General features: G+C 67.7%; 24 protein-coding genes, 1 pseudogene and 1 riboswitch. Of the genes and pseudogenes, 14 read left to right on the top strand and 11 right to left on the bottom strand.

The features are described from left to right. Nucleotides 1-106: 106 nt before the first annotated feature. A complete protein-coding gene (locus ON20_RS24040; RefSeq protein ID WP_040838766.1) occupies nt 107-1,207 on the bottom strand; it encodes a CaiB/BaiF CoA transferase family protein in 1,101 nt (366 codons plus the stop codon). Between the two features lie 140 nt (nt 1,208-1,347). Here ON20_RS24040 and ON20_RS24035 point away from each other — a divergent pair, with 140 nt between their 5' ends. The 5 genes from ON20_RS24035 to ON20_RS24015 all read left to right on the top strand — a co-directional run bounded on the left by ON20_RS24035 (nt 1,348) and on the right by ON20_RS24015 (nt 4,554). Beyond that, nucleotides 1,348-1,893, top strand: a complete 546-nt coding sequence (locus tag ON20_RS24035; RefSeq protein WP_051163184.1) for a methylated-DNA--[protein]-cysteine S-methyltransferase — start codon at nt 1,348-1,350, stop codon at nt 1,891-1,893. A gap of 197 nt (nt 1,894-2,090) precedes the next feature. Beyond that, nucleotides 2,091-3,077 carry an endonuclease/exonuclease/phosphatase family protein gene (locus ON20_RS24030; RefSeq protein ID WP_245547435.1) on the top strand — a complete coding sequence of 329 codons (987 nt, stop codon included), beginning with the start codon at nt 2,091-2,093 and terminating at the stop codon, nt 3,075-3,077. Between the two features lie 291 nt (nt 3,078-3,368). After that, nucleotides 3,369-3,626 (top strand): type II toxin-antitoxin system Phd/YefM family antitoxin, encoded by a 258-nt coding sequence (locus tag ON20_RS24025; protein ID WP_040838762.1) that lies wholly within the window; start codon nt 3,369-3,371, stop codon nt 3,624-3,626. After that, nucleotides 3,623-3,997 (top strand): type II toxin-antitoxin system VapC family toxin, encoded by a 375-nt coding sequence (locus ON20_RS24020; protein WP_040838761.1) that lies wholly within the window; start codon nt 3,623-3,625, stop codon nt 3,995-3,997. The genes ON20_RS24025 and ON20_RS24020 overlap by 4 nt, the downstream gene beginning before the upstream one ends. Before the next feature lie 74 nt (nt 3,998-4,071). Beyond that, nucleotides 4,072-4,554 (top strand): DUF456 domain-containing protein, encoded by a 483-nt coding sequence (locus ON20_RS24015; protein ID WP_040838759.1) that lies wholly within the window; start codon nt 4,072-4,074, stop codon nt 4,552-4,554. Nucleotides 4,555-4,594: 40 nt separating this feature from the next. Here the strand turns inward: ON20_RS24015 and ON20_RS24010 are convergent, their stop codons facing one another. Continuing rightward, nucleotides 4,595-5,446, bottom strand: coding sequence for an amidohydrolase family protein (locus ON20_RS24010; RefSeq protein WP_040838758.1), 852 nt, complete (start codon nt 5,444-5,446; stop codon nt 4,595-4,597). Nucleotides 5,447-5,671: 225 nt separating this feature from the next. Next, on the bottom strand, nt 5,672-7,060 hold the full coding sequence (locus tag ON20_RS24000; protein ID WP_040838756.1) for an FAD-dependent oxidoreductase: 1,389 nt from the start codon (nt 7,058-7,060) through the stop codon (nt 5,672-5,674). Nucleotides 7,061-7,326: 266 nt separating this feature from the next. Between ON20_RS24000 and ON20_RS39965 the strand changes: the two genes are divergently transcribed. The 4 genes and pseudogenes from ON20_RS39965 to ON20_RS23985 all read left to right on the top strand — a co-directional run bounded on the left by ON20_RS39965 (nt 7,327) and on the right by ON20_RS23985 (nt 9,641). After that, on the top strand, nt 7,327-7,458 hold the full coding sequence (locus ON20_RS39965; RefSeq protein WP_281032898.1) for a hypothetical protein: 132 nt from the start codon (nt 7,327-7,329) through the stop codon (nt 7,456-7,458). Next, nucleotides 7,455-7,742: pseudogene (locus ON20_RS41075) on the top strand (hypothetical protein); the annotation flags it as partial. The gene ON20_RS39965 and the pseudogene ON20_RS41075, both read left to right, overlap by 4 nt. A gap of 137 nt (nt 7,743-7,879) precedes the next feature. Next, a riboswitch (SAM riboswitch) is annotated at nt 7,880-7,995 on the top strand. An 18-nt stretch (nt 7,996-8,013) separates the two neighbouring features. Then, nucleotides 8,014-8,430 (top strand): rhodanese-like domain-containing protein, encoded by a 417-nt coding sequence (locus ON20_RS23990; RefSeq protein ID WP_040838754.1) that lies wholly within the window; start codon nt 8,014-8,016, stop codon nt 8,428-8,430. Then, entirely contained in the window at nt 8,427-9,641 is a 1,215-nt protein-coding gene (locus ON20_RS23985) for an O-succinylhomoserine sulfhydrylase (RefSeq protein WP_040838752.1), read from the top strand. Before ON20_RS23990 ends, ON20_RS23985 begins: the two co-directional genes overlap by 4 nt. 6 nt (nt 9,642-9,647) lie before the next feature. Here ON20_RS23985 and ON20_RS23980 read toward each other — a convergent pair whose 3' ends face one another. Then, complete coding sequence (locus ON20_RS23980; protein WP_245547455.1) at nt 9,648-10,406, bottom strand: HAD-IIA family hydrolase; 759 nt, start codon at nt 10,404-10,406, stop codon at nt 9,648-9,650. Nucleotides 10,407-10,757: 351 nt separating this feature from the next. Between ON20_RS23980 and fgd the strand changes: the two genes are divergently transcribed. The 5 genes from fgd to ON20_RS23955 all read left to right on the top strand — a co-directional run bounded on the left by fgd (nt 10,758) and on the right by ON20_RS23955 (nt 16,657). Beyond that, nucleotides 10,758-11,768 (top strand): glucose-6-phosphate dehydrogenase (coenzyme-F420), encoded by a 1,011-nt coding sequence (gene fgd / locus ON20_RS23975; protein WP_040838965.1) that lies wholly within the window; start codon nt 10,758-10,760, stop codon nt 11,766-11,768. 351 nt (nt 11,769-12,119) lie between these two features. After that, entirely contained in the window at nt 12,120-14,192 is a 2,073-nt protein-coding gene (pta, locus tag ON20_RS23970; RefSeq protein WP_040838750.1) for a phosphate acetyltransferase, read from the top strand. A 70-nt stretch (nt 14,193-14,262) separates the two neighbouring features. Continuing rightward, entirely contained in the window at nt 14,263-15,525 is a 1,263-nt protein-coding gene (locus tag ON20_RS23965; RefSeq protein WP_051163178.1) for an acetate kinase, read from the top strand. After that, a complete protein-coding gene (locus tag ON20_RS23960; RefSeq protein WP_040838749.1) occupies nt 15,522-16,205 on the top strand; it encodes a RibD family protein in 684 nt (227 codons plus the stop codon). Before ON20_RS23965 ends, ON20_RS23960 begins: the two co-directional genes overlap by 4 nt. Next, complete coding sequence (locus tag ON20_RS23955; RefSeq protein WP_040838748.1) at nt 16,202-16,657, top strand: deaminase; 456 nt, start codon at nt 16,202-16,204, stop codon at nt 16,655-16,657. Before ON20_RS23960 ends, ON20_RS23955 begins: the two co-directional genes overlap by 4 nt. Nucleotides 16,658-16,685: 28 nt before the next feature. Here ON20_RS23955 and ON20_RS23950 read toward each other — a convergent pair whose 3' ends face one another. From ON20_RS23950 to thiO, 7 genes are all read right to left on the bottom strand, one after another. After that, a complete protein-coding gene (locus ON20_RS23950) occupies nt 16,686-17,141 on the bottom strand; it encodes a hypothetical protein (protein WP_040838747.1) in 456 nt (151 codons plus the stop codon). 99 nt (nt 17,142-17,240) lie between these two features. Further along, the gene (locus ON20_RS23945) at nt 17,241-18,029 is read right to left on the bottom strand and encodes an adenylate/guanylate cyclase domain-containing protein (protein ID WP_086009060.1); all 789 of its coding nucleotides are present in this window, start codon (nt 18,027-18,029) and stop codon (nt 17,241-17,243) included. A gap of 583 nt (nt 18,030-18,612) precedes the next feature. Next, a complete protein-coding gene (locus ON20_RS23940) occupies nt 18,613-19,380 on the bottom strand; it encodes an ABC transporter permease (RefSeq protein WP_040838746.1) in 768 nt (255 codons plus the stop codon). Further along, complete coding sequence (locus ON20_RS23935) at nt 19,380-20,348, bottom strand: ABC transporter ATP-binding protein (protein WP_040838958.1); 969 nt, start codon at nt 20,346-20,348, stop codon at nt 19,380-19,382. The genes ON20_RS23940 and ON20_RS23935 overlap by 1 nt, the downstream gene beginning before the upstream one ends. Before the next feature lie 115 nt (nt 20,349-20,463). Next, nucleotides 20,464-21,222, bottom strand: a complete 759-nt coding sequence (locus ON20_RS23930) for a thiazole synthase (RefSeq protein WP_040838744.1) — start codon at nt 21,220-21,222, stop codon at nt 20,464-20,466. Further along, nucleotides 21,215-21,433 carry a sulfur carrier protein ThiS gene (gene thiS, locus ON20_RS23925; RefSeq protein WP_040838742.1) on the bottom strand — a complete coding sequence of 73 codons (219 nt, stop codon included), beginning with the start codon at nt 21,431-21,433 and terminating at the stop codon, nt 21,215-21,217. The genes ON20_RS23930 and thiS overlap by 8 nt, the downstream gene beginning before the upstream one ends. Continuing rightward, entirely contained in the window at nt 21,430-22,623 is a 1,194-nt protein-coding gene (gene thiO / locus ON20_RS23920) for a glycine oxidase ThiO (RefSeq protein ID WP_174361926.1), read from the bottom strand. Before thiO ends, thiS begins: the two co-directional genes overlap by 4 nt. Between the last annotated feature and the right edge of the window lie 15 nt (nt 22,624-22,638).

The following is a 22,638-nucleotide window of genomic DNA, read 5'->3' as shown; positions in this document are numbered from 1 at the left end:
GGTGCTGCGCTTCGTGACAGGAAGCATGCCTTGTCGCACGGCCATACGTAGCGCTCGGAAGGGAGGGGGTCGGCCCTGCCCCGCGGAGCGAAGTCGACCCCGTGCCTCAGTCCGCCCAGATGTTCTCGATCGGGGTTGCTTCCGTCGGGGGCGGTGTGGGTGCGCCGTTCGGGGTACGGGAGAACCGGGGTGCCGGGGCGTGCTGGGTGATGTCCTCCAGTTCGAGCAGTGAGCCGCGGGCGGCGATGTGCTCGTTGTGGGTGGCTTCCTCGAAGGTCAGCACCGGGCTCACGCAGGCGTCCGTGCCGGCGAAGATCTCGGTCCACTCGTCCCGGGTCCTACTGCGGAACTTCTCGGCGAACAGCTTCTTCAGGCTGTCCTGACCGGCGGGATCGAGCTGGTGGGGCAGGCCCTCGGGATCGATGTCCAGCCCGGCGAGCAGCTGGGCGTAGAACTGCGGTTCGATGGCGCCCACGGCCATGTACCTGCCATCGGCGGTCTCGTAGGTGTCGTAGAAGGACATGCCGGTGTCGAGGAGGTTCACCCCGCGCTCCTCCGACCAGGTGCCCATACCGCGCATACCCCAGATCATGTGCGAGAGGGCGAGCGCGCCGTCCACCATGGCGGAGTCGATGATCTGACCCTTACCGGAGGTCTGCCGTTCGACCAGGGCGGCGAGGATACCGAATACCAGGAACATCGAACCGCCGCCGAAATCACCGACCATGTTCAGCGGTGGCACCGGACGTTCGCCCCTACGGCCGATGGCGTGCAGGACACCGGTGATGCTGATGTAGTTGATGTCGTGGCCGGCGCGATCGGCCAGCGGGCCGTGCTGACCCCAACCGGTCATCCGCCCGTAGACCAGACGCGGGTTGCGTTCCAGCGCGACCTCGGGGCCGAGGCCCATACGCTCGGTGACGCCGGGCCGAAAGCCCTCGATGAGCACGTCGGCCTTCTCCACCAGACCGAGCACCTTCTCTACATCGGCCGGGTCCTTCAGGTTGGCCTCGACGATTGTGCGCCCGCGCAGCTGGGGCCGGTCGAAACCGCCGGGCAGCTGCCCGGCCCGCTGGATGCGGACGACATCGGCGCCGAGGTCGGCGAGCAGCAGCGCGGCGTGCGGCCCCGGCCCGATCCCGGCCAGTTCGATAACCCGAATGCCCGCGAGCGGGCCCTGCTCGGTGGCGGTGGATGGTGTGCTCACGCCTTACCTCGGTTCGTCGTCGATCCTGTGTCTGCCCGCAGCACCTGCGAACATATTGACAGTATGACAATAGCCATGGCGTCCGCGAGGGTCGGAGGACTCCCGCTCGGATTGTCGGTGGCCGGCGGCAGACTGTCGGTATGCCGGGTAGTGTGGGCGCTCCCATCGATACGACGCTGTTCGACACCGCTATCGGCCGCTGCGCCATAGCGTGGCGCGATGATATCGTCGTGCGGTTCCGCCTCCCCGAGAACGGCCCGGGCGCACCTCCGGGCCAGGACAGCACCCGGCTGCGGCCGGAACCCGAGGCCGGGCCGCGAGCGGAGGCGATCGCGGGTATCCGCGCCCACCTGGACGGCGACCTGGACGATCTGCGCTGGATCCCGGTGGATATAACGGGTGTGCCCGAATTCCACCGCGCGGTGTACGCCGTCACGCGCGCCATCGACCCCGGCCACACCCTCGGCTACGGTGCCGTCGCCGAACGGGCCGGCGCGCCGGGCGCGGCCCAGGCGGTCGGTCAGGCGCTGGGCCGCAACCCGATCCCGCTCATCATCCCGTGCCACCGGGTGCTGTCCGCCGATCACGCCCTGCACGGCTTCTCGGCGCCGGGCGGCATCGACACCAAACTCCGGTTGCTGGTCATCGAACGCACCTCAGGTTTCGGCGAGCCGACCCTGTTCTGATCGCGGTATTCCCTCGGGCGTTCGGTCGATCAGGCGGAGTCGGCCGTGCGGCGGGGGCGCGGCACTCTCGCCCGCGCCGGCTCGGGAGCTCCTCGCGAGCCCGGTGGTGAGGGTGAACCTCTCGACGCGACTTCCCTGTCCACCGGCGGGAACCTCGGCTCCACGATCGGCGCGCGACTCGTGTTTGGCTGTCGGATGTGAAGTGGGCAGTGAACCGGCCAGAGGTGGTCGCCAAGCTTGCGTGGATCGCCACACTGGTCGGAGTCGCAGGGGTCGTCCTGCACTTCAGTCCGCGGTGGCTCCCCACGGTGGTCCCGTGGTTGTTCCCCCTCGTGGTCTCGGCCGTGTCGGTCGCTCCGTACCTGATGAGTTCCGCGCTCGCGGGGGCGGCGATCTTCGCCGTCCTGCGGCGTTGGATCGGTGCGGGCATGGCGATCGCTGTCTTCGCGGCCGCGTTCTGGACCCAGGCCCCGCTCTACGTCGGCCGCATGGTCGGTGACGACGGGCACGCGGTGATGGCGATGCAGGCCAATCTGCTGTTCGACGGAGCCGATCCCGCGTCGCTCGTCGACGAAGTACGTGCGCGGAATATCGCTGTGCTCACCGTCAACGAGCTCACCCCGGCGGCGGTCGAGGATCTCGGCCGAGCGGGGCTCGACCGGGTGTTGCCGCACCGATATCTGCGCCCTGGAAACGCCGCGAGCGGCACGGGGATCTGGAGTAGTTACCCGCTATCCGACACCGTCGAGTACGACGGCTTCATGTTCAACCAGATTTCGGCGGCGGCCGATGTTCCGAGCATCGGACCGGTCGCGGTGTACGCCTTCCATCCGGTCCCGCCGATCGTCCACGCCCAGGTCTGGGCCGACGAGTTGTCCCGTCTGCACGACATCCTCGACCGAGCGCCGTCGGATCGACCGGTGATCGTCGGCGGCGATTTCAATGCCACCTACGATCATTCGCAGTTCCGGGCCCTGGTGTCCGGGCGCTTCGGCGACGCGGCCGAACAGGCGGGTGCCGGACACTTGATCACCTACCCGACCGACAAGTGGCCGGCGCCCTTGGTCGGCATCGACCACATCCTCACCGCCGGGGCCTGCGCGGTCGCGGCGGAGACGGTGGACCTACCGGGTTCCGATCACCGTGCCGTGGTGGCTCGGCTGCGTCTGGGTCGTGAGTGCTGAGATAGCGATCCCGATATGGGCGTCTCGATAGTGGAGGGCGGCGGATTCGGTGAAACGGTTTCCGACCGGGTGGAGATCCGCCACTGCGGGTCGGCCCGTCCGTGATGCCGTGTCGGTTCCGGAGTCGAGGACGAGGCCGGGCCGGTGGTCCACCCGACCGAGGTCGCCACGACAGTGCATCACAGCCACGCAGCACGAGGAGGTGAACGGGGTTTGATACCGGCCTTGGTGCTTCGTGATCGCGTTGACCCCGGTCGGGAGGTGGACTAACCTCTTAGCTAAGGAGGTGGCATGTCAGGCAGTGCGGCCGAGCAGTTCAACATTCATGAGGCCAAGACCAACCTGTCGCGGATCATCGAGCGAGTCGAGCACGGCGAAGAGATCGTCATCAGTCGGGCCGGGCACCCGGTCGCCAAAGTTGTGCCGCTCGTCCGCAGGGCCGGCCGTACCGGCCGCGGATCATTGCGCGGCAAGCTCACACTCGGCCCCAACTGGGACTCCGCGGAAACCAATGCCGCGATTGCCGCGGACTTCGGTCTGTTGTCATGAGTCTTCTGCTGGACACCCACGTGGTGCTGTGGTGGTTGAACGACGACTCCACGCTGCCGGAAGATCTCAAAGACCGGCTCGATCACGATCCTGATGTGTATGTGAGCGCCGTGACGCTGTGGGAAGTGGCCATCAAACAGGCCACGGGAAAACTGATCGGGCCCGATGATCTGCCCGAACGTATCCGAGACAGTGGGTTTATCGCACTGCCCGTCAATCACGACCATGCGATAACCGCCGGGCGCCTTCCACCGATACACCGCGATCCCTTCGACCGCATGCTGGTGGCACAGGCCCAGCGAGAAGACCTCACACTGGTCACCCGAGACCCCCACTGCCAGAAGTACGAGGTCGCCATACTGGCGGTCTAGGGTCCAGGCCGAAACATTCACCCTCGCTCGTCCGCATACGGAAGAATTCGGGCAGCGTCGACTGTGGAGGAATCGTGAGCATATGGGGTGAAGTCGTCGTCGGCCTGGTGATCCTGGTCGGTCTGGTCGGGATCGTCGTCCCGGTGCTGCCGGGCGTGATCCTGGTCTTCGGGGCCATCGCGGTATGGGCATTCCTCACCGGTGGGGCCGTGGCGTGGACGGTATTCGCGATCGGCACCGTGCTGCTGATCGTTTCGGGGGTGGTGAAGTACGCCTGGCCGGGGCGGAAGTTGAAAGAGGCGGGGGTGCCGAACCGGACGCTGCTGCTCGGCGGTATCGCCGGAATAGTCGGGTTCTTCCTGATCCCGGTCGTCGGCCTGTTCGTGGGATTCGTGGTGGGGGTTCATCTTTCGGAGTGGCAGCGGCTGCCCGGGCAGCGACAAGCGTGGGAGTCGAGCAAGCACGCCATCAAGGGCGTGGGGCTGTCCATGCTGGTCGAACTGCTGGGGGCGTTGTTGGCCAGTGGCGTGTGGGTGGCCGGGGCGATCGCGGCATAGGCTGCCCGGCGTTCAAGCCGACGGTGGTATCCGGAGGCCGCTATTCCACGATCGGTAAGGGACGGGTGTCGCCGTCATTCGGACCCGGACCCGCCTCCGGGATCGGCGGGAGCAGCAGCGGCAGTGTCGGGTTCGGGTCGTCGATGGGCCGCTCGATCGCGGGCAGACCGTAGAAGGCGCGGGCGTTGTCCTCCAGGACGGCGTGCATATCGCTGCCCACGACATCGCAGATCAACTCCACGTCTCCGTCGCGGAACGGTCGGTGGGCGCGGGTGCCGGGGAGGTCGGTGCCGAACATGAGGGCCTCCGGGTTCACCGCGTGGATGCGGCTCAGTGTGGTGGCGACGTCCATCTCGACCCGACCGAACCCGGTCGCCTTCACCCGCGCACCGCGGTCCACCAGATCGAGAAGATATGGCAGGCCCTCGTCCGACATGCCGAGATGGTCGACCGACACCTTGGGCAGTTTCATGATCACCGGTTGCAGGGAGGCGAGCATCTGCCCGTCGACATAGATCTCCACATGCCAGCCCGCCAGGTCATAGGCGCGCAGTGCCTGCCGGGTCATGGACGCGATATCGGCGGCGGCGCGCTTGAGATTGAAACGTACCGCGCGTACCCCGGCCCGGTGCAGGTCGAGGATCTCCTCGTCCGTGGCGTCCAGGTCGAGCCGGGTCACCCCCACCCAGCCGGGGCCCAATTCGGCGAGCGCGGCACGCAGGTAGCTCTGGTCGTTGTCCTGGAAGGACGCGCTGACCACGGCGCCGCCGCTCAACTCGAAACGGGACATGCGCTGCCGGTAGTTCGCGATGGTGTACGGCTTCGGTAGGTAGCCCTCGTTCTCGATCAGCGGGAACCGCGGATCGATGATGTGCACATGGGCGTCGAACACGGATACAGAATGCCTCAGTATTTGATGGCGCCACCAGAGGTGGCGCTGTCGGGACCCTCGTGACCCCGGGTCTTCCCTCCCTCCGCGAATCCGCTGACGCGAATTCGCTCCGGTCGGTCCGGACCCGGGGCGGGCCCCGCCTGTGTCGGATTGCGCCACTTGGCGGCGGTGCGGGTCGGTTCGTCCGCGGATTCGCGCATAACCGAGTGGTCGCCGCGGAGATACCTAGACCTTGTGCGGCTCGCTGGCACGCAGCATGTCCTCACGCTCGACCACCTTGACCCGTTCGCGGCCCTCCGGCTCGCCGAGGGCACGCTCGTGGGCGTCGAGGCGGTACCAGCCCTGCCAGGTGGTGTAGGGGATGCCCTTGCCCTCCAGGAACTCCACGACCGATTCCGGATCGGGGCTGGCGGCGGGAGCGAAGCCGGAGCTGTCGTCGAGCAGGCAGGCCACCGTCTCGTTGGCGTCGCCCTTGGTATGCCCGATCAGGCCGACCGGGCCGCGTTTGATCCAGCCGGTGACGTAGGTGGCGGGCAGATAGCGGGCCGCGCCGTCGGCGTCCTCGTCGGCCAGGACGCGGCCGGCCTCGTTGGGCACGGTGCCGGCCTGGTCGTCGAAGGGCAGTTCGGAGATGTTCTGTGACAGGTAGCCCACGGCCCGGTAGACCGCCTGCACATCCCAGTCCTTGAACTCCCCGGTGCCCTTGACGTTGCCGGTGCCGTCCAGTTGGGTGCGTTCGGTGCGCAGTCCCACGACCTTGCCGTCGGCGCCCAGGATCTCGGCGGGGGATTCGAAGAAGTGCAAAAACAGCTTGTGCGGCCGGTTGCCCTGATCACGGATCGCCCACTGTTCGAGGGTGTTGGCGACCATATCGACCTGCTTGGAATGCCGCCGCGCCGCCTCCGAGCCGGCGTCGTAGTCGATGTCTTCGGGATCGACGATCACCTCGATGGTCGGCGAATGATCCAATTCGCGCAGCTCCAGCGGGGTGAACTTGGCCTGGGCCGGGCCACGACGACCGAACACGTGCACCTCGACGGCCTTGTTGGCCTTCAACCCGGAATACACGTTCGGCGGGATCTCGGTGGGCAACAGCTCGTCGCCGGTCTTGGCCAGCACTCGCGCCACGTCGAGGGCGACATTGCCGACGCCGAGGACGGCGACCTTCTCCGCCTCCAGCGGCCAGCTGCGCGGCACATCCGGGTGCCCGTCGTACCAGGACACGAAATCGGCCGCACCGTAGGAGCCGTCCAGGTCGATGCCGGGGATGGGCAGCGCCCGGTCGGCGTTGGCGCCGGTGGAGAAGATCACCGCGTCGTAGAAGCGGCGCAGATCCTCGAGGGTGATGTCGGTGCCGTAGTCGATATTGCCCAGCAGTCGCACCTGCGGTTTGTCCAGCACCTTGTGCAGGGCGGTGACGATGCCCTTGATGCGGGGGTGGTCGGGGGCGACACCGTAGCGGATCAGTCCGAACGGGGCGGGCATCCGCTCGAACAGATCAATGCTCACCTCGGCATCGGATTTCATCAATGCGTCGGCGGCGTAGATCCCGGCGGGGCCGGCACCCACGATCGCGATCCGGAGCGGGCGGGTCGCCTCAATCTGTTCGGTCATCTGTTACGCGCACCCTTGTCGGTCGAAAGAATCTATGGGTCTGACTCAGCTCGAGCTGTCTTTATTAGCTTAGGCTAAGTTGACGCGCGGCTGATACGCACCGTCGCGGTGCCACGCGGGCGCGGCCACTACGGCCGGGCATCGGTATGGCGGCGCCGCACTCCCGTGCCATCACGGCGTTCTGCTTCGGAGCAGGGCCGCGATCAGCTCCGATTCTATCGGGGTGGCGGGCCCGCCCGCCGTGGGCACCGGGGATCATCGTCGTCATGAACGATGCGCAGCCCGCGAAACCGTCCGGCGAACCCGCTGACCCGGCCGGACCCACCGAACGCGAGGCCGAGATCCGCCGCGGTCGACGACGCCGTTCGTACTGGCAGCGGTTATCGCGGCCCTGGTGACGGGTGTCACCGTGATCGCCGCCGTCACGGCACCCGTTGAGAAAAATGTCACAGAGACCGATCGGGTCGCCGCCGCCGTGTACGAATTCGCCGATATGAGCGGCCGCTCCGGCCTCGTCCCACCCGAGGACGCGGTGTGCCCGGATTCCTACCCGTCCCGTCCCCCGCCGGCCGGTCGGCTCGGGGAAGGCGAATCCGGAAAGACCGTCACCGTCGACGAACTCGATGAATTGCGGGTTTCCGGGGACGAGGCCACGGTCGAGGTCACCGGCACGGTAGACGGTCGGGCGGTGACCGACACCTGGCGTCCGGTCCGCTCCGATGACCACAGGCGGGTCTGTAACCAGCTGATTCGCTCCTGGCCAGACCCCGTTATCGGTGGTTTGACACGGCAACCCCGGTCCGGGCAATCTCATCGCAGGGTCATGAGTGCCAGCGTCAAGCCCCGGCTAGCCGGCCGGCAACCCTCCTCCGCGGTGGGGTGCTCCGGGTGACGACCCGGCGTGCGTCAGAACCCGACGCACGCAAGTGCGGGTTCGCAGGGAGGTGCCATCAATGAGTTACGCAGGCGATATCGACCCGCGGCGGGCATGGGAGATATTGCGTGACAATCCCGACGCCGTGCTGGTGGATGTACGGACCGAGGCGGAGTGGCGGTTCGTCGGAATTCCCGACACCAGCGCACTCGACCGGCCGACGGTGCTGGTCGAATGGGTCGACGGCACCGGAGCCCCGAATTCCCGATTCCTGGACCAGTTGGGCGAAGCGCTCGACGGCCGCAAACCGGACACGCCCGTACTCTTCCTCTGTCGTTCCGGCCAGCGCTCCGCGCATGCCGCCGCGGCCGCCACGCGCGCGGGCATCGAACCCGCCTACAACGTGAGCGATGGTTTCGAAGGACCACTCGACGAACACGGGCATCGCGGTCACGCCGGCTGGCGGGCCCTCGGATTGCCCTGGCGGCAGTCATGATCGGCGGCGGAGCGTTCGAGCGTGCGCTGCCGGAGGGCGTCGGCCCCGCCACCCTCGGCGTCCGCGGCGGATTGCAGCGGTCCGGATTCGAGGAAACCACCGAGGCGCTGTACCTGACCTCCGGGTTCGTCTACTCCAGCGCGGAAGCGGCCGAGGCGGCGTTCACCGGGGAGATCCCCCATTTCGTCTACTCTCGTTACGGCAATCCCACCGTGGCCACCTTCCAGGAGCGGATGCGGCTCATCGACGGCGCCGAGGCGTGTTTCGCCACCGCCAGCGGTATGGCGGCCGTATTCACCGCCCTGGGCGCGCTGTTGGGCGCGGGCGACCGGCTGGTCGCCGCGCGCAGCCTGTTCGGCTCCTGTTTCGTGGTGTGCAACGAGATCCTGCCGCGCTGGGGCGTGGAGACGGTCTTCGTCGACGGCGAGGACCTCGACCAGTGGGAGCGGGCGCTGTCGGTGCCCACCACCGCGGTGTTCTTCGAAACCCCCGCCAACCCGATGCAGACCCTGGTCGACGTGCGGCGGGTATCCGAAATGGCGCATGTCGCGGGCGCGAAGGTGGTGCTGGACAATGTGTTCGCCACCTCGTTGCTGCAGCGCGGATTCGAACTCGGCGCCGACGTGGTGGTGTACTCCGGCACCAAGCACATCGACGGCCAGGGCCGAGTGCTCGGCGGCGCCATCCTGGGCTCCGCGGACTACATCGAGGGTCCGGTGAAAAACCTCATGCGGCACACCGGTCCCGCGTTGAGCCCGTTCAACGCCTGGACCCTGCTCAAAGGCCTGGAGACCATGCCGCTGCGGGTACACCACTCCACGGCCTCGGCCCTGCGGATCGCGCGGTACCTGGAGGGGCATCCCCGGGTGAGCTGGGTGCGTTATCCCTTCCTGGAGACGCATCCGCAATACGATCTGGCGACCGCGCAGATGAGCGGCGGCGGGACGGTGGTGACCTTCGAGGTGGCCGCGCCCGAGCACGAGGCGAAGAAACGCGCGTTCGAGGTGCTCAACCGGCTGCGGATCGTCGATATCTCCAACAATCTGGGCGACGCCAAAACCCTTGTAACCCACCCGGCGACCACCACGCACCGGGCCATGGGACCGGAAGGGCGGGCCGGAATCGGATTGTCCGACGGTGTCGTGCGGATCTCGGTGGGCCTGGAGGACGTGGAAGACCTGCTCGCGGACCTCGACCAGGCGCTCGGCTGATAGAGATCACACGTCGAACGGTCTCGAAGTACGCCCGACCAGGTCCGCGACGGAGTCGACGACCATGGTCGGGCGATACGGGTAGTGCTCGACCGAAGCCCTGGTGGAGATGCCCGAGGTGACCAGGATGGTGCGCATACCCGCCTCCATGCCGGAGATGACGTCGGTGTCCATCCGGTCGCCGATCATCACGCTGGTCTGCGAATGCGCGCCGATACGCCGCAGCGCCGAACGCATCATCAGCGGATTGGGTTTGCCGATGTAGTAGGGGTCGCGGCCGGTGGCGCGGGTGATGAGGGCCGCCACGGAGCCGGTGGCGGGTAGTACGCCCTCACGGGAGGGTCCGGTGGCGTCCGGGTTGGTGGCGATGAAACGCGCGCCCCGCTCGACCAGCCGGATCGCGGTGGTGATCGCTTCGAACGAATATGTGCGGGTCTCGCCGAGGACGACATAGTCGGGGTCGCTGTCGGTGAGTACGTATCCGATCTCGTGCAGCGCGGTGGTCAGGCCCGATTCGCCGACCACGTAGGCGGTGCCGTTCGGGCGCTGGTCGTTCAGGAAGGCGGCGGTGGCCAGGGCGGAGGTCCAGATGGCGGATTCGGGGATGTCGAGACCGGTATGCCGCAGGCGGGCCTGCAGGTCGCGCGGAGTGCGGATCGAATTGTTGGTCAGTACCAGGAACGGGATTTCCTTCTCGCGCAGTTCGGCGAGGAATTCGTCGGCACCGGGCACCAGTTGGTCCTCGTGCACCAGCACCCCGTCCATATCGGTGAGGTAGGACAGAATCCGGTTATCGGCGGTGGTCACTTCGATCATTCTGCGCTATTCGAGCCGACGAGCCGGCCCGTGTCCGTGCTCGGACGCGGGCCGTCGACGGTCCGGCAGATGCTGTCGGCGCACGTCGGACCGGTCGATACGGCACACCGTCCGGCGCTCCGCGGACCACGGAGTGAGACCGATAACACAGCGGTCGGGCCGGCCGGCTATGGTCGAATGCGGACGGGTGAAACGGTCACGCGGCGTCGTGGTCACCGCGGCGTGGGAACAACCGTCCGGCCGCAACGGGTTGCGACCGGTGATGTTCGGACGACAACTGCAGCGATAGGAGTGGCGCAGATGGATGAGCTCAAGCTCGGGTACAAGGCGTCGGCGGAGCAGTTCGGGCCGCGGGAGCTGGTGGAGTTGGCGGTACAGGTCGAGGAACACGGCCTCGACAGCGCGGTCATCAGCGATCACTTCCAACCGTGGCGGCACAAGGGTGGGCACGCGCCGTTCTCGCTGGCCTGGCTGGCCGCCGTGGGTGAACGCACCCGGCGCATCCAGCTCGGCACCTCGGTGCTCACCCCGACCTTCCGCTACAACCCCGCGGTGATCGCGCAGGCCTTCGCCACCATGGGCTGTCTGTATCCGGGCCGGGTGATGCTCGGTATCGGCACCGGTGAGGCGCTGAACGAGATCGCCACCGGATATCTCGGCGAATGGCCGGAATTCAAGGAACGGTTCGCCCGGCTGCGCGAGGCGGTCGACCTGATGCGACAGCTGTGGACCGGCGACCGGGTGGACTTCGACGGGCAGTACTACAAGACCGTCGGCGCGTCCATCTACGACGTCCCCGAAGGCGGTATCCCGGTCTACATCGCGGCCGGCGGCCCGCTGGTGGCCCGATACGCAGGCCGGGCCGGCGACGGTTTCATCTGCACCTCGGGCAAGGGGATGGACCTCTACACCGACAAACTCATGCCCGCCCTCGCCGAGGGTGCGGCCAAGGCCGACCGCACGGTCGACGATATCGACCGGATGATCGAGATCAAGATCTCCTACGACACCGATCCGGAACTCGCGCTGCAGAACACCCGGTTCTGGGCGCCGCTGTCACTGACCCCGGAACAGAAGCACAGCATCACCGACCCGATCGAGATGGAGGCCGCCGCCGACGCGCTGCCGATCGAGCAGATCGCCAAGCGGTGGATCGTGGCCAGTGACCCGGATCAGGCCGTCGAGCAGATCAAGCCCTACCTGGACGCCGGGCTGAACCACCTGGTCTTCCACGCCCCCGGCCACGACCAGCGCCGGTTCCTGGACCTCTTCGCCCGCGATCTGGCCCCCCGCCTGCGAGAGAGTGTTTGATGGCTGTGTTTGATGGCGCCGCCTTCGGCGGCGCGGGTCGGGGCCCTCGTGACCCCGGGTCTTCCCTCCCTCCGCGAATCCGCTGACGCGAATTCGCTCCGGTCGGTCCAGACCCGGGGCGGGCCCCGACCGTGGGGTGATGTGCCTCCTGAGGGTTGTGGTGGTCCGGTGTTCCTCGTGATCGGGGTCTGCTCTTTCTCCGCGAATCCGTCGGCGCGGATTCGCTCCGGTCGGGCCGGACCCGGGGCGGGCTCCGGCCTCGAAAAAGGGGTGGTAGCGGCGGCGCTGCGGCGGGGTGGGCCGGTCCGGCCGTCGGCGGCCGGGTGACCGAACACCGCTAGGCTGCTGGGTATGGCCGAGGTTGATGCGTCCAGTGTGTATATCGCGTCCCCCGAGGGCGATACCGGCAAATCGACGGTCGCGCTGGGAGTGCTGCAGATGCTGTGCGCGACCACGGCGCGGGTGGGCGTGTTCCGGCCGATAACGCGGTCGGCCACCGAACCCGACTACATCCTGGAGTTACTGCTCGAGCACAGCACCGCCGATATCGACTACGGCCAGGCGGTCGGCGTGACCTATGAGCAGGTTCACGCCGACCCCGATGCCGCCATCAGCGAGATCGTCATGCGGTACCATGAGGTCGCGCAGGTATGCGATGCCGTGGTGGTGGTCGGCAGCGATTACACCGATGTGGCCAGTCCGAGCGAGCTGCGGTTCAATGCCCGGATCGCGGTGAATCTGGGCGCCCCGATGCTGTTGGTGTTGCGCGGCGCGGACCGCGGTCCCGGCGAGGTGGGCCGGCTGGCCGAAGTATGTGCCGCCGAGCTGGCCCAGGAACACGCGCAGTTGGTCGCGATCATCGCCAACCGCTGCGCGCCGAAGGATTTGGCCGATGTCGGTTCCGTCCTGGCCGGATTCGGGGTTCCGTCGTGGACCCTGCCGGAGGTGCCGCTGCTGATCGCGCCGACCATGGCCGAGCTGTGCGAGGCGGTGGAGGGCGAAATGTACAGCGGCGATCCGGAATTGCTGCACCGGGAGGCGCTGCAGGTACTGGTCGGCGGGATGACGGCCGAACACATTCTGGAGCGATTGTCCGACGGGGTGGTGGTGATCTCGCCCGGGGACCGGTCGGATGTGCTGCTCAGCGTGGTGAACGCCCACGAGGCGGAGGGGTTTCCTTCGCTGTCGGGGGTCATCATGAACGGCGGCCTGCTCCCGCATCCGGCGGTGGCGCGGCTCATGTCGGGTTTGAAACCGCGGCTGCCGATTCTCACCACCGCGCTCGGCACCTACGAGACCGCGGGTGCCGCGCACCGCACCCGCGGGCGGATGGCGCTCGGCAATCCGCGCAAGGTGGATACCGCGCTGGCGTTGATGGAACAACATGTCGACGCCGCGGATTTCCTGCGCCGCCTGCAGGTTCCGCTGTCCGATGTGGTCACCCCGCAGATGTTCGAATACCAGCTCATCGAGCGGGCGCGGGCGGACCGGAAACGGATCGTGCTGCCCGAAGGTGGCGACGACCGTATCCTGCGGGCCGCGGGGCGGGTATTGCAGCGCAAGATCGCGGACCTGATCATTCTCGGCGATGAATCCCTGATTCGGGCCCGGGCCGCCGAACTCGGGGTGGATATCTCCGACGCCGAGGTCCTGGATCCGCGCGGTTCGGAATATCTGGACGAATTCGCCCGCGAATACGCCGAATTGCGCAAACACAAGAGTATGAGGCCCGAACGTGCCCGGGAAATGGTCGTCGATATCTCGTATTTCGGAACGATGATGGTGCACCGTGGGTTGGCCGACGGGATGGTCTCCGGCGCCGCGCACACCACCGCGCACACCATCCGGCCCTCGTTCGAGATCATCAAAACCGTGCCCGGCGTCTCCACCGTCTCGAGCGTTTTCCTCATGTGCCTGGCCGACCGGGTGCTCGCCTACGGTGACTGCGCCGTCGTCCCCGACCCGACATCCGAACAGTTGGCCGATATCGCCATCTCCTCGGCGGCCACCGCGGGGCGGTTCGGTATCGAGCCGCGGGTGGCCATGCTCTCCTACTCCACCGGCGAATCGGGCAGCGGCGCCGACGTGGACAAGGTGCGGGTGGCGACCGAACTGGTCCGCGAGCGCGCGCCGAAGCTCCCGGTGGAGGGCCCGATCCAATACGACGCCGCCATCGAGCCGACGGTCGCCGACGCCAAACTGCCCAACTCCGAGGTGGCCGGTCGGGCGACGGTTTTCGTCTTCCCCGATCTCAATACCGGCAACAACACCTACAAGGCGGTACAGCGCAGCGCGGGCGCCGTCGCGATCGGGCCGGTGCTGCAGGGTCTGCGCAAACCGGTGAACGACCTGTCCCGGGGCGCACTGGTCGCCGATATCGTGAACACCGTGGCCATCACCGCGATACAGGCACAGGGAGAATGACCCACATCCCGCGCTCGGGCGGGCCGTCGGGGTTCGTCACCGTGTGCGCCGGCGGGCAGGTAGGAGCGTAATGAGCAACAACCCGGTACTGGTCGTGAACTCCGGTTCCTCGTCGATCAAATATCGGCTACTGGAACCCGATACGGGTGCCGTGGCGGCGTCCGGGCTGGTCGAGCGAATCGGCGAGCCCGACGGGGCGATCGAACACCATGGTGGGGGCCGGACCCTCACCCAACGGAAACCGATCCCCGACCACACCGCCGGGCTGCAGCTGGCGTTCGCGAAATTCGCCGAGACCGGTCACGACCTGGCCGATGCCGGGATCAGGGTTGTGGGACACCGGGTCGTACACGGCGGGGAGGTGTTCTACCGGCCCACCCTGATCGATGACCGAGTGGTGACGACGATCCGTGAACTGTCCTCCCTGGCACCGCTGCACAATCCGGCGAACGCGCTGGGCATCGAGGCGGTGCGCACATTGCTACCGGATATCCCCCAGGTCGCGGTTTTCGACACCGCGTTCTTCCACAACCTGCCCGATGCCGCCAAAACCTACGCCATCGACGCGGAGGTCGCCGACACGCACGGTATCCGCCGCTATGGTTTCCACGGCACCTCGCACGAGTACGTATCGGGCCGTGCCGCCCAATTGGTCGGTCGAGCGGCGGAATCGGTGAACCAGATCGTCTTCCACCTCGGCAACGGCGCCTCCGCCTCGGCCATCCGCGGCGGCCGGCCGGTCGATACGACCATGGGCCTGACCCCGTTGGAGGGCCTGGTCATGGGTACCCGCTCCGGCGATCTGGACCCCGGCATCATCCCCCACCTCATGCGCACGGCCGGGCTGGATATCGACGATATCGATCGGCTGTTGAACCGCGACTCCGGTCTGCGGGGGATGGCCGGGGTGAACGACTTCCGCGAACTGCGTCGCCTCATCGGTGAGGGTGACCGCGCGGCCCGGCTCGCCTACGACGTCTATATCCATCGACTGCGCCGCTATCTGGGCGCCTACCTGGTCGGGCTGGGTGCCGTCGATGTCATCACCTTCACCGCGGGTGTCGGTGAGAACGCTCCCGATGTCCGGGCCGACACCCTTGCGGGCCTGTCCCGTTTCGGTATCGCCGTCGACCCGGAGCGCAATACCGCCGAAGATCGCTCCGCGCGCTTCATCTCGCCACCGGACGCGGAGGTGGCCGTATTGGTCGTGCCGACCAATGAGGAACTCGCCATTGCCCGTGCGGCCGTGGCCGTGGCCGAACGCACCCGCGCCACCGATTCGGACATGCGCGCGTCGTCGACGGACGAACGTTCGGCCGGACCGGCCGCATGACCCGCCCGTTCGTGGTGTTGTCCGTGGCGGTGAGCGTCGACGGATATATCGATGACGCCGGTCCGGAGCGGTTGTTGTTGTCGAACGCGGCCGATTTCGACCGGGTCGACCAGGTACGGGCCGAGTCGGACGCCATCCTCGTCGGCGCCGAGACCGTGCGCCGCGACAACCCCCGGCTGATCGTGCGGGCCGCACATCGCCGAGACGCCCGGGTAGCGGCCGGTCGCCCGGCATATCCGCGGAAGGTCACCGTGACGGCCAGCGGAGATCTGGACCCGGCCGCGGCGTTCTGGCATCACGGCACCGAGGGGCAGCGACCGCTCGTCTACACCACCGGGACGGGAGCCGAGAAGCTGGCCGTTCCCGCCGATCTCGCCGAGATCGTCGTGCTCGGCGAGGGCCTCGACTTCGGTGCTCTGCTCGACGATCTCGGCGGTCGCGGGATCGATCGGTTGATGGTGGAAGGCGGTAGTCGTATCCATACCGCTTTCCTGTCCGCCGGCCTCGTCGACGAATTGCATCTCGCGATCGGACCTACTCTGGTGGGTGATCCGCACGCACCGCGGTTCCTCGAGCCGGCGGCCTTCCCCGGCGGATCCGCCCGCCGTATGCGTCTGCTCGATATCACCCGTCTCGGTGATGTCGCACTGCTGCGCTACCGACCGAAGGAGAGTTCGTGACCGAGCACGACCACCACTACTGGATGACTCGGGCCATAGAGCTCGCCCGGCTCAGTCCGGCCGTTACCGGGGCGTTCTCGGTCGGGGCGGTGATCGTCGCCGACGGAGTGGAGATATCCAACGGATACTCGCGGGAGACCGATCCCAAGGTGCATGCCGAGGAATCCGCGCTCGACAAACTCGAGCCGAACGATCCCCGGCTGAGCCGTGCCACCATCTACAGCACCCTCGAACCCTGTTCCGAGCGCGCCACCGCGACCCGGCCGCCATGCACCGACCGCATTATCACCGCCGGTATCCCCACCATTGTCATCGCGTGGCGGGAACCGGCGACCTTCGTCGAGAACTGTGTCGGGGTGGAGAAACTGAGACGGCACGGGCGGACGGTGATCGAACTCCCCGAGCTGGCCGAGGCCGCCATGGAGATGAATCGGCACCTCGATCTATCGTAACCGCCGAGCTCACCGGCGCTGTGGCGGCTCAAAGGTTCTCGCGGACACCCACCGGATTCCACAGGTATACTCTGCCCGTCTGCGCACTGGACAGTGTCTGCACGTTGTACAGCTGATGGTAGCCGTCGATGCCTTTCTGCCACGCGTCCAGGAATCCGTTCGTCCGGTCGTAGTGGCAGACGATATCGCCCCGCCCGTACGGGCTGCCGAACAGCAGCATATGGCGGCTCCCCCAGGCATCGGGTTCGGTGGGCAGCCGGAAGACGTCCGGACACGGGCAGAAGTACCGGCCGCAATCCTCGATGGGCGGCCATGCGGCGCTCGCGGGTGGAGCGGGAATGGGCGCGGGGGCCGGCCCGTCCGCTGCGGCCGGCGGAGCGAATACGGACAGGACACCGGCGATCAGCACGGCAGCGCCGGTGAGCACGGTGAGGTCGATGACTCCTCCTTCGAACGGCGATCGTGACTGCGGCCGTTCGATCATCTGCCGGCTCGGGGGACATGTGAGGGATCTGCCCCGGCAGGTCACGGAATTCCGCAACCGGCTCGCACTCGGGAGGGTCGGTCCCGCTCGGTGATGCGGTCAGCCGGCGGTGAGCCGGTAGATGCGCAGATCCTCGGGAACACCGTTGAGTGGAGCGCTGAAGAAGCTCCGGCGCAAGGGGCGCACCGTATACCCCAGGTCGGTCAAGGTTTCCGGGGACAACGCGTCCAGGGTGGCCTCGGAGATCATGGTGCGGCCGTTGCCGCCTGCCTCCATGACACGGGCGGCGATGGTGACGTCGACACCCAGCCAGTCGCCGCCGATTTCCCGGGGGGAACCGGTGTGCAGACCGATGCGCATACGGGGCCGGTAATCGTCGACACAGATATCGGCCAGGTTGCGCTTGGCGGCGACGGCCGCGTGGACGGCATCGTCTGCCGAGCAGAATACCGCCATGGCACCGTCACCCATTCGTTTGACGAGATGACCGCCGTGTTCGCCGATGGGGGGTTCGATCGCCCCGGCAACCCGGCGCAGCAGCGCAAGGGTGGCCTCGTCGCCCGCGGTGAGCGACCAGCCGGAAAAGGCGACCAGGTCGGTGAACATCACGGTCATCTCTTGTTCGCCCTTACCGCGGCCGAGACGCTCCAGGAACGCCTGCCACACCTGGAGGGCACCGAAGCCGATCTCGCGGGCCGCGCTGGGCGTACCACCGACCAATTTGTCCGCCGCGCGGGCGACGGCGCGGGCACCGCCGGGACCGGAGACGGACAGCGGATCACCGAAGGACGGGTCGCCGGGTAGTTGTTCGCGCGCCCTGCGCAGGACGCCGATCACGTCCGCGTGTTCGTTCGCTTTTTTGACCAGCGCCGACAGTGGACGACCGATATACGAGCGGGAATCGTGGTGTCCTGCCGTGCCCTCGGTCTCCGGGACGGGCCGCAGCTCTATTACCGGAATCTCATCGGATTCGAGGGCCGCGGCATCGACCGTACCGGCGATATCGATGGAGTGGGACTCGGATTCATCGACTTCCGGCTCCGGTGCGGGGGCAGCACGGCCGGAAGCTTTATCGTTCACGCCATGAGCGTATCTCAGCGCTTTCGACGTGGGAGGAGTGCCGATGATCGCCACCTGTCACCTCTCTATCGGACGGGTGCGGCCACACCATTGGGCCCGCCGATCGGTTAACGTGTGGTGCCGTTTCGATGCTAGTCGGCGTTCGGCTCGAAAAGACAACTGGCCGTTACAGTTAATGCGACGTTCATGTGCGAACCCGGGTCTCCCCCGCCCGACCGGGTCCGATGCGGAATGTGAGAACCGCCACCGGCCCGGCGCGCACCACGCGCCGGGCCGGCGTGCGCCCCGTCGGCCGGGCAGTGACCGACGGTGCGAGGGGTGGACCGACCTTCCGACAAGGTCGCCTCACCGGCAACCCGAGTGGCGAGGGAAAGCGGCTCGGGTTGTCTTCTCAGGCGTCGCGCACGTTCACCACGTATAGCGCGGCACCGAAAACCACAACGGTGAAACCGATGAAGTAGAACAGGCTGCCCCACACTCCCCAATGCCAGTCCACCATCACCATGGACGACTGGTCCATGGTCAGGAAACGACCGGCGTTCTGGAACGGCAGGAAGGCGCTGATATCGCGGCCCACGCTGCCGAGTACGCCGACGAGCGGTTCGATGATGAGCGGCCACAGCACCAGCAGCGAGATGGCCGCCGCCGACTGCCGCACCAGCGCGCCGACACCGATGGCCAGCATCACATGGAGTACGGCCATGATAGGGATGGCGTAGACGGCCCGCCAGTTCCCTTCGAACACCAGCGAGCCGGCCATATCGCCGCCGACCGCCTTCGCCACCGCGAATGCCCCGAAGGCGAGCACAGTGGTGAGTACGGCCCCGAACACGCCGATCAGGCCCGCCTTGGCGATCAGGACGAGCGAACGGTTCGGCATCGCCTGAAAGGTCGTCCGGATGATGCCGAAGCGGTATTCGCTCGTCACGGTCAGGGTGGCCAGGATCATCAGAACCATCATCCCGAAACCGCTGAGGCCGAGGAAGGCCGTGTCGACCGTCAGTGCCGGGGCGTTCGCCTCGGGCTGGTCGGCCGCGATCCGTGTGATGAACGCCATGAGAGCGGCGAAGCCGAGCGCGAGGGCCACCACGACCGCCGAACACCACCACGGCGACTTGGTCGAGGTGAGTTTGATACGTTCCGCCGCCAGCACGCCCATCACAGCGCACCTCCCATTGCCTCGTCCCGGTCCATCCGATCCGGGAGTGTCTCGGTTTGTCCGTGGTACTGGACCTCGCCACCGGTCATTCGCATGAACGCCTCCTCCAGTGAGGCGTGCATGGGCGCGAGCTCGAACAGGGTGATGTCGTTGGCGCCGGCCAGCTTGCCGACCGCGTCGCTGGTCACACCGGTCACCACGATCGCCGAGCCGTCGGTGTCGGTGCCGTCCTCCCGGACGGTCATCCCATTGGAGGTGAGCAGGCTGCGCAGCTGGTCCAACTGCGGGCTGCGCACCCGCACCGACGCCTCGGACGCGCGGGCGATGAACTCCTTGGTGGTGGAATCGGAGATCAGCCGTCCCCGTCCGATCACCACCAGGTGCTCGGCGGTCTGTGCCATCTCCGACAGTAGGTGACTGGACACCAGCACGGTGCGGCCCTCGGCGGCCAGTCGCTGCATGAACCGGCGGATCCACAGGATGCCCTCCGGGTCCAGGCCGTTGACCGGCTCGTCGAACAGCAGTACCTTCGGATCACCGAGCAGCGCACCGGCCAGGCCGAGCCGCTGGGACATCCCCAGGGAGAATCCGCCCGCCTTCTTGCCCGCCACCTCCGACAGGCCGACCAGCCGCAGTACCTCCTCCACCCGCGATTTCGGGATGCCGTTGGAGGCCGCCATCCACTGCAGATGGGCCCGGGCGGAACGGTTCGGATGCACCCATTTCGCGTCCAGCAGGGCGCCCACCTCGCGAAGCGGATGCTTCAACTGCCGATACGGCATGCCGCCGATCAAGGCGGTACCGGCCGTGGGTTTGTCCAGTCCGAGGATCATCCGCATAGTGGTGGACTTACCGGCGCCGTTCGGCCCGAGGAAACCTGTCACCTGTCCGGGGCGCACGGTGAAGGTCAGATCCTGAACCGCGACGGTCTGCCCGTAATGTTTGGTCAGGCCCTTCAGCTCGATCATGAGCACAGCATGCCGTATCACCGTCGGCGGCGCGTCGCTCGGTGGTCTTGTCGCCGGTCATCCTCGAGGATGATCCGACCCCGACAGCGGTGGGACCGAAGGCCAGGGGACACCCTTACCGCTGCGGGGACGACGCCTGCGCCCAGAACCGCTTCGGAATACGGCCCGCGACTCGCGCCCGATACCCCGCGCGCACCGCGTCCGCCATGGCCGCGGCCATCAGCGCCGGTTCGCGGGCCCGGGTCACCGCGGTGGCCAGCAGTACCGCCGAACAGCCGAGCTCCATGGCGAGCGCGGCGTCGCTGGCGGTGCCGATACCGGCGTCGAGGATCACCGGGACCTGCGCGCGGGCCACGATCATCTCGATATTGTGCGGATTGCCGATACCGAGACCGGTGCCGATCGGCGCGCCCAATGGCATCACCGCCGCACAACCGGCGTCCTCGAGGCGCCGGGCCAACACCGGATCGTCATTGGTGTAGGGCAGGACCACGAAACCCGCGTCCACCAGCTGCTCGGCGGCGTCGAGCAGTTCGACCGGGTCGGGCAGCAGGGTGCGCTCGTCGGCCACCACCTCCAGCTTCACCCAGTTGGTGTCCAGGGCCTCGGCCGCCAGGCGCGCGGTGAGCACCGCCTCCGCGGCGGTCCGACAGCCCGCGGTATTGGGGAGGGGGGCGATATCCAGCCGTTTCAACAGGTCGAGCACCCCCGTACCACCCGCGGCGTCCACCCGGCGCATGGCGACCGTGGTCAGTTCGGTACCGGACGCCACCAGCGCGTCCTCCAGGACGGCGAGATTCTCCGCCCCGCCCGTGCCCATGATGAGCCGGGAGCCGAACTGTCTGCCCGCGATCTCGAGCCGCTGCTCAGCCACCCTGAACCGCCGTCAGCACATCGATCTCCCAGCCCCGCTCGACCTGCTCGTCCCAGCGGGATTTCGGGAACACCGCACCGTTCACCGCCAGCGCCACCCCTTGACAGGGCAACTCCAGCCGTTCGAGCAGTTCGCGCACCGTGAGAGGTGCGGCGAATTCGTGGTCGTGCCCGTTCACGGTGACACCCACCGGTACCGACGACGCGGTCATCGAACTCCTCCTGTGTCCAATTGCCCGCGCGTTCGCACGGGCGGGTTGGTGACCCCCTGCTGTCCCGGGTCATCGCTTCCGCGCTCGGTCGCTCCGGGTTCGGGACAGGCCGTGGACCGAGCATGTGTGGCCGATGACGTCGAGAAGCGATGGGGGTCGGCGACCCGGGCCGCGGCCAGGGGTCGATCGGCCAGTTCGGCGAGCACGGCCTCGGCGGTGAGCGCGACGGTCAGCATGCCGTTGCGACCGTGCCCGGTGGCGGCCACCACCCGATCGGTCAGCCGGCCGATGAGCGGCAGATTGTCCGGGGTGGCGGGTCGGGAACCGGCGTTCGTCTCGGCCAACTCGTATTCGCCGATACCGGGCAGAATCGTCTCGGCGTCGGCGATCAGATCACGCACACCGGCAACGGTCACGGCGGTGTCGAACCCGGCCTCGTACTGGGTCGCGCCCACCACGATCCCCTCCGCGCGGGGTACGAAGTACACGGGTCGGCCGTGCACCCGCGCCCGGATCACCCGGGTGGGCGGTGGTTGGGCGCCGGGCCGGTGCCGCAGGCGCAGAATCTCCCCCTTCACCGGACGTACCGGCAGGTCCGGCCACAGCCGCGCCGAGAACGCGCCCGCGGCCAATACCACCTGTTCGTGCGGCAGCTCCTCGAGTTGGCACACCGACTCCGCGCGCAGCGTCACTCCGGCCGCGACCGCGGCGGTCCGCAGCGCGGTGACCAGCAGCCGGTTGTCCACGGCGGGTTCGGCGGGGGCGAGCAGACCGGCCCGGACGGTACGGGCCAGCGCCGGTTCGAGGGCGCGTACCCCCGCCCGGTCGAGAACGCGCATATCGTGGCCGTGGCCGCCCACCCATTCGGCGACCGTACGCAGGTCGGCGGCGTCGGCGGTGTCCTGCGCCACGGTCAGTGTCTCGTTCGCGACGAACACCCGGATTCCGGTCGCGGCCTCGATACGTGCGCCGAACCGCGGCCAGCGCGCCAGCGCGGCGGCCCCGAACGCCAGGACGGCGTCTTCACCGGGCCAGCCTTCCGACAGCGGGGCCAGCATCCCCCCGGCCACCCAGGAGGCGCCCGAGCCCACCTCGGGGTCGTAGAGCGTCACCGCCCACCCGTTCTCGGCGGCGCACCACGCCACTGCGAGCCCGATGGCACCACCGCCCACGACTGCCAGCGTCCGCACTGTTGGTCCACCTCC

This window comes from Nocardia brevicatena NBRC 12119 (assembly GCF_000308495.1).
In the GTDB taxonomy this organism is placed as follows: domain Bacteria; phylum Actinomycetota; class Actinomycetes; order Mycobacteriales; family Mycobacteriaceae; genus Nocardia; species Nocardia brevicatena.
This window is presented reverse-complemented; position numbering and strand designations above follow the sequence as displayed.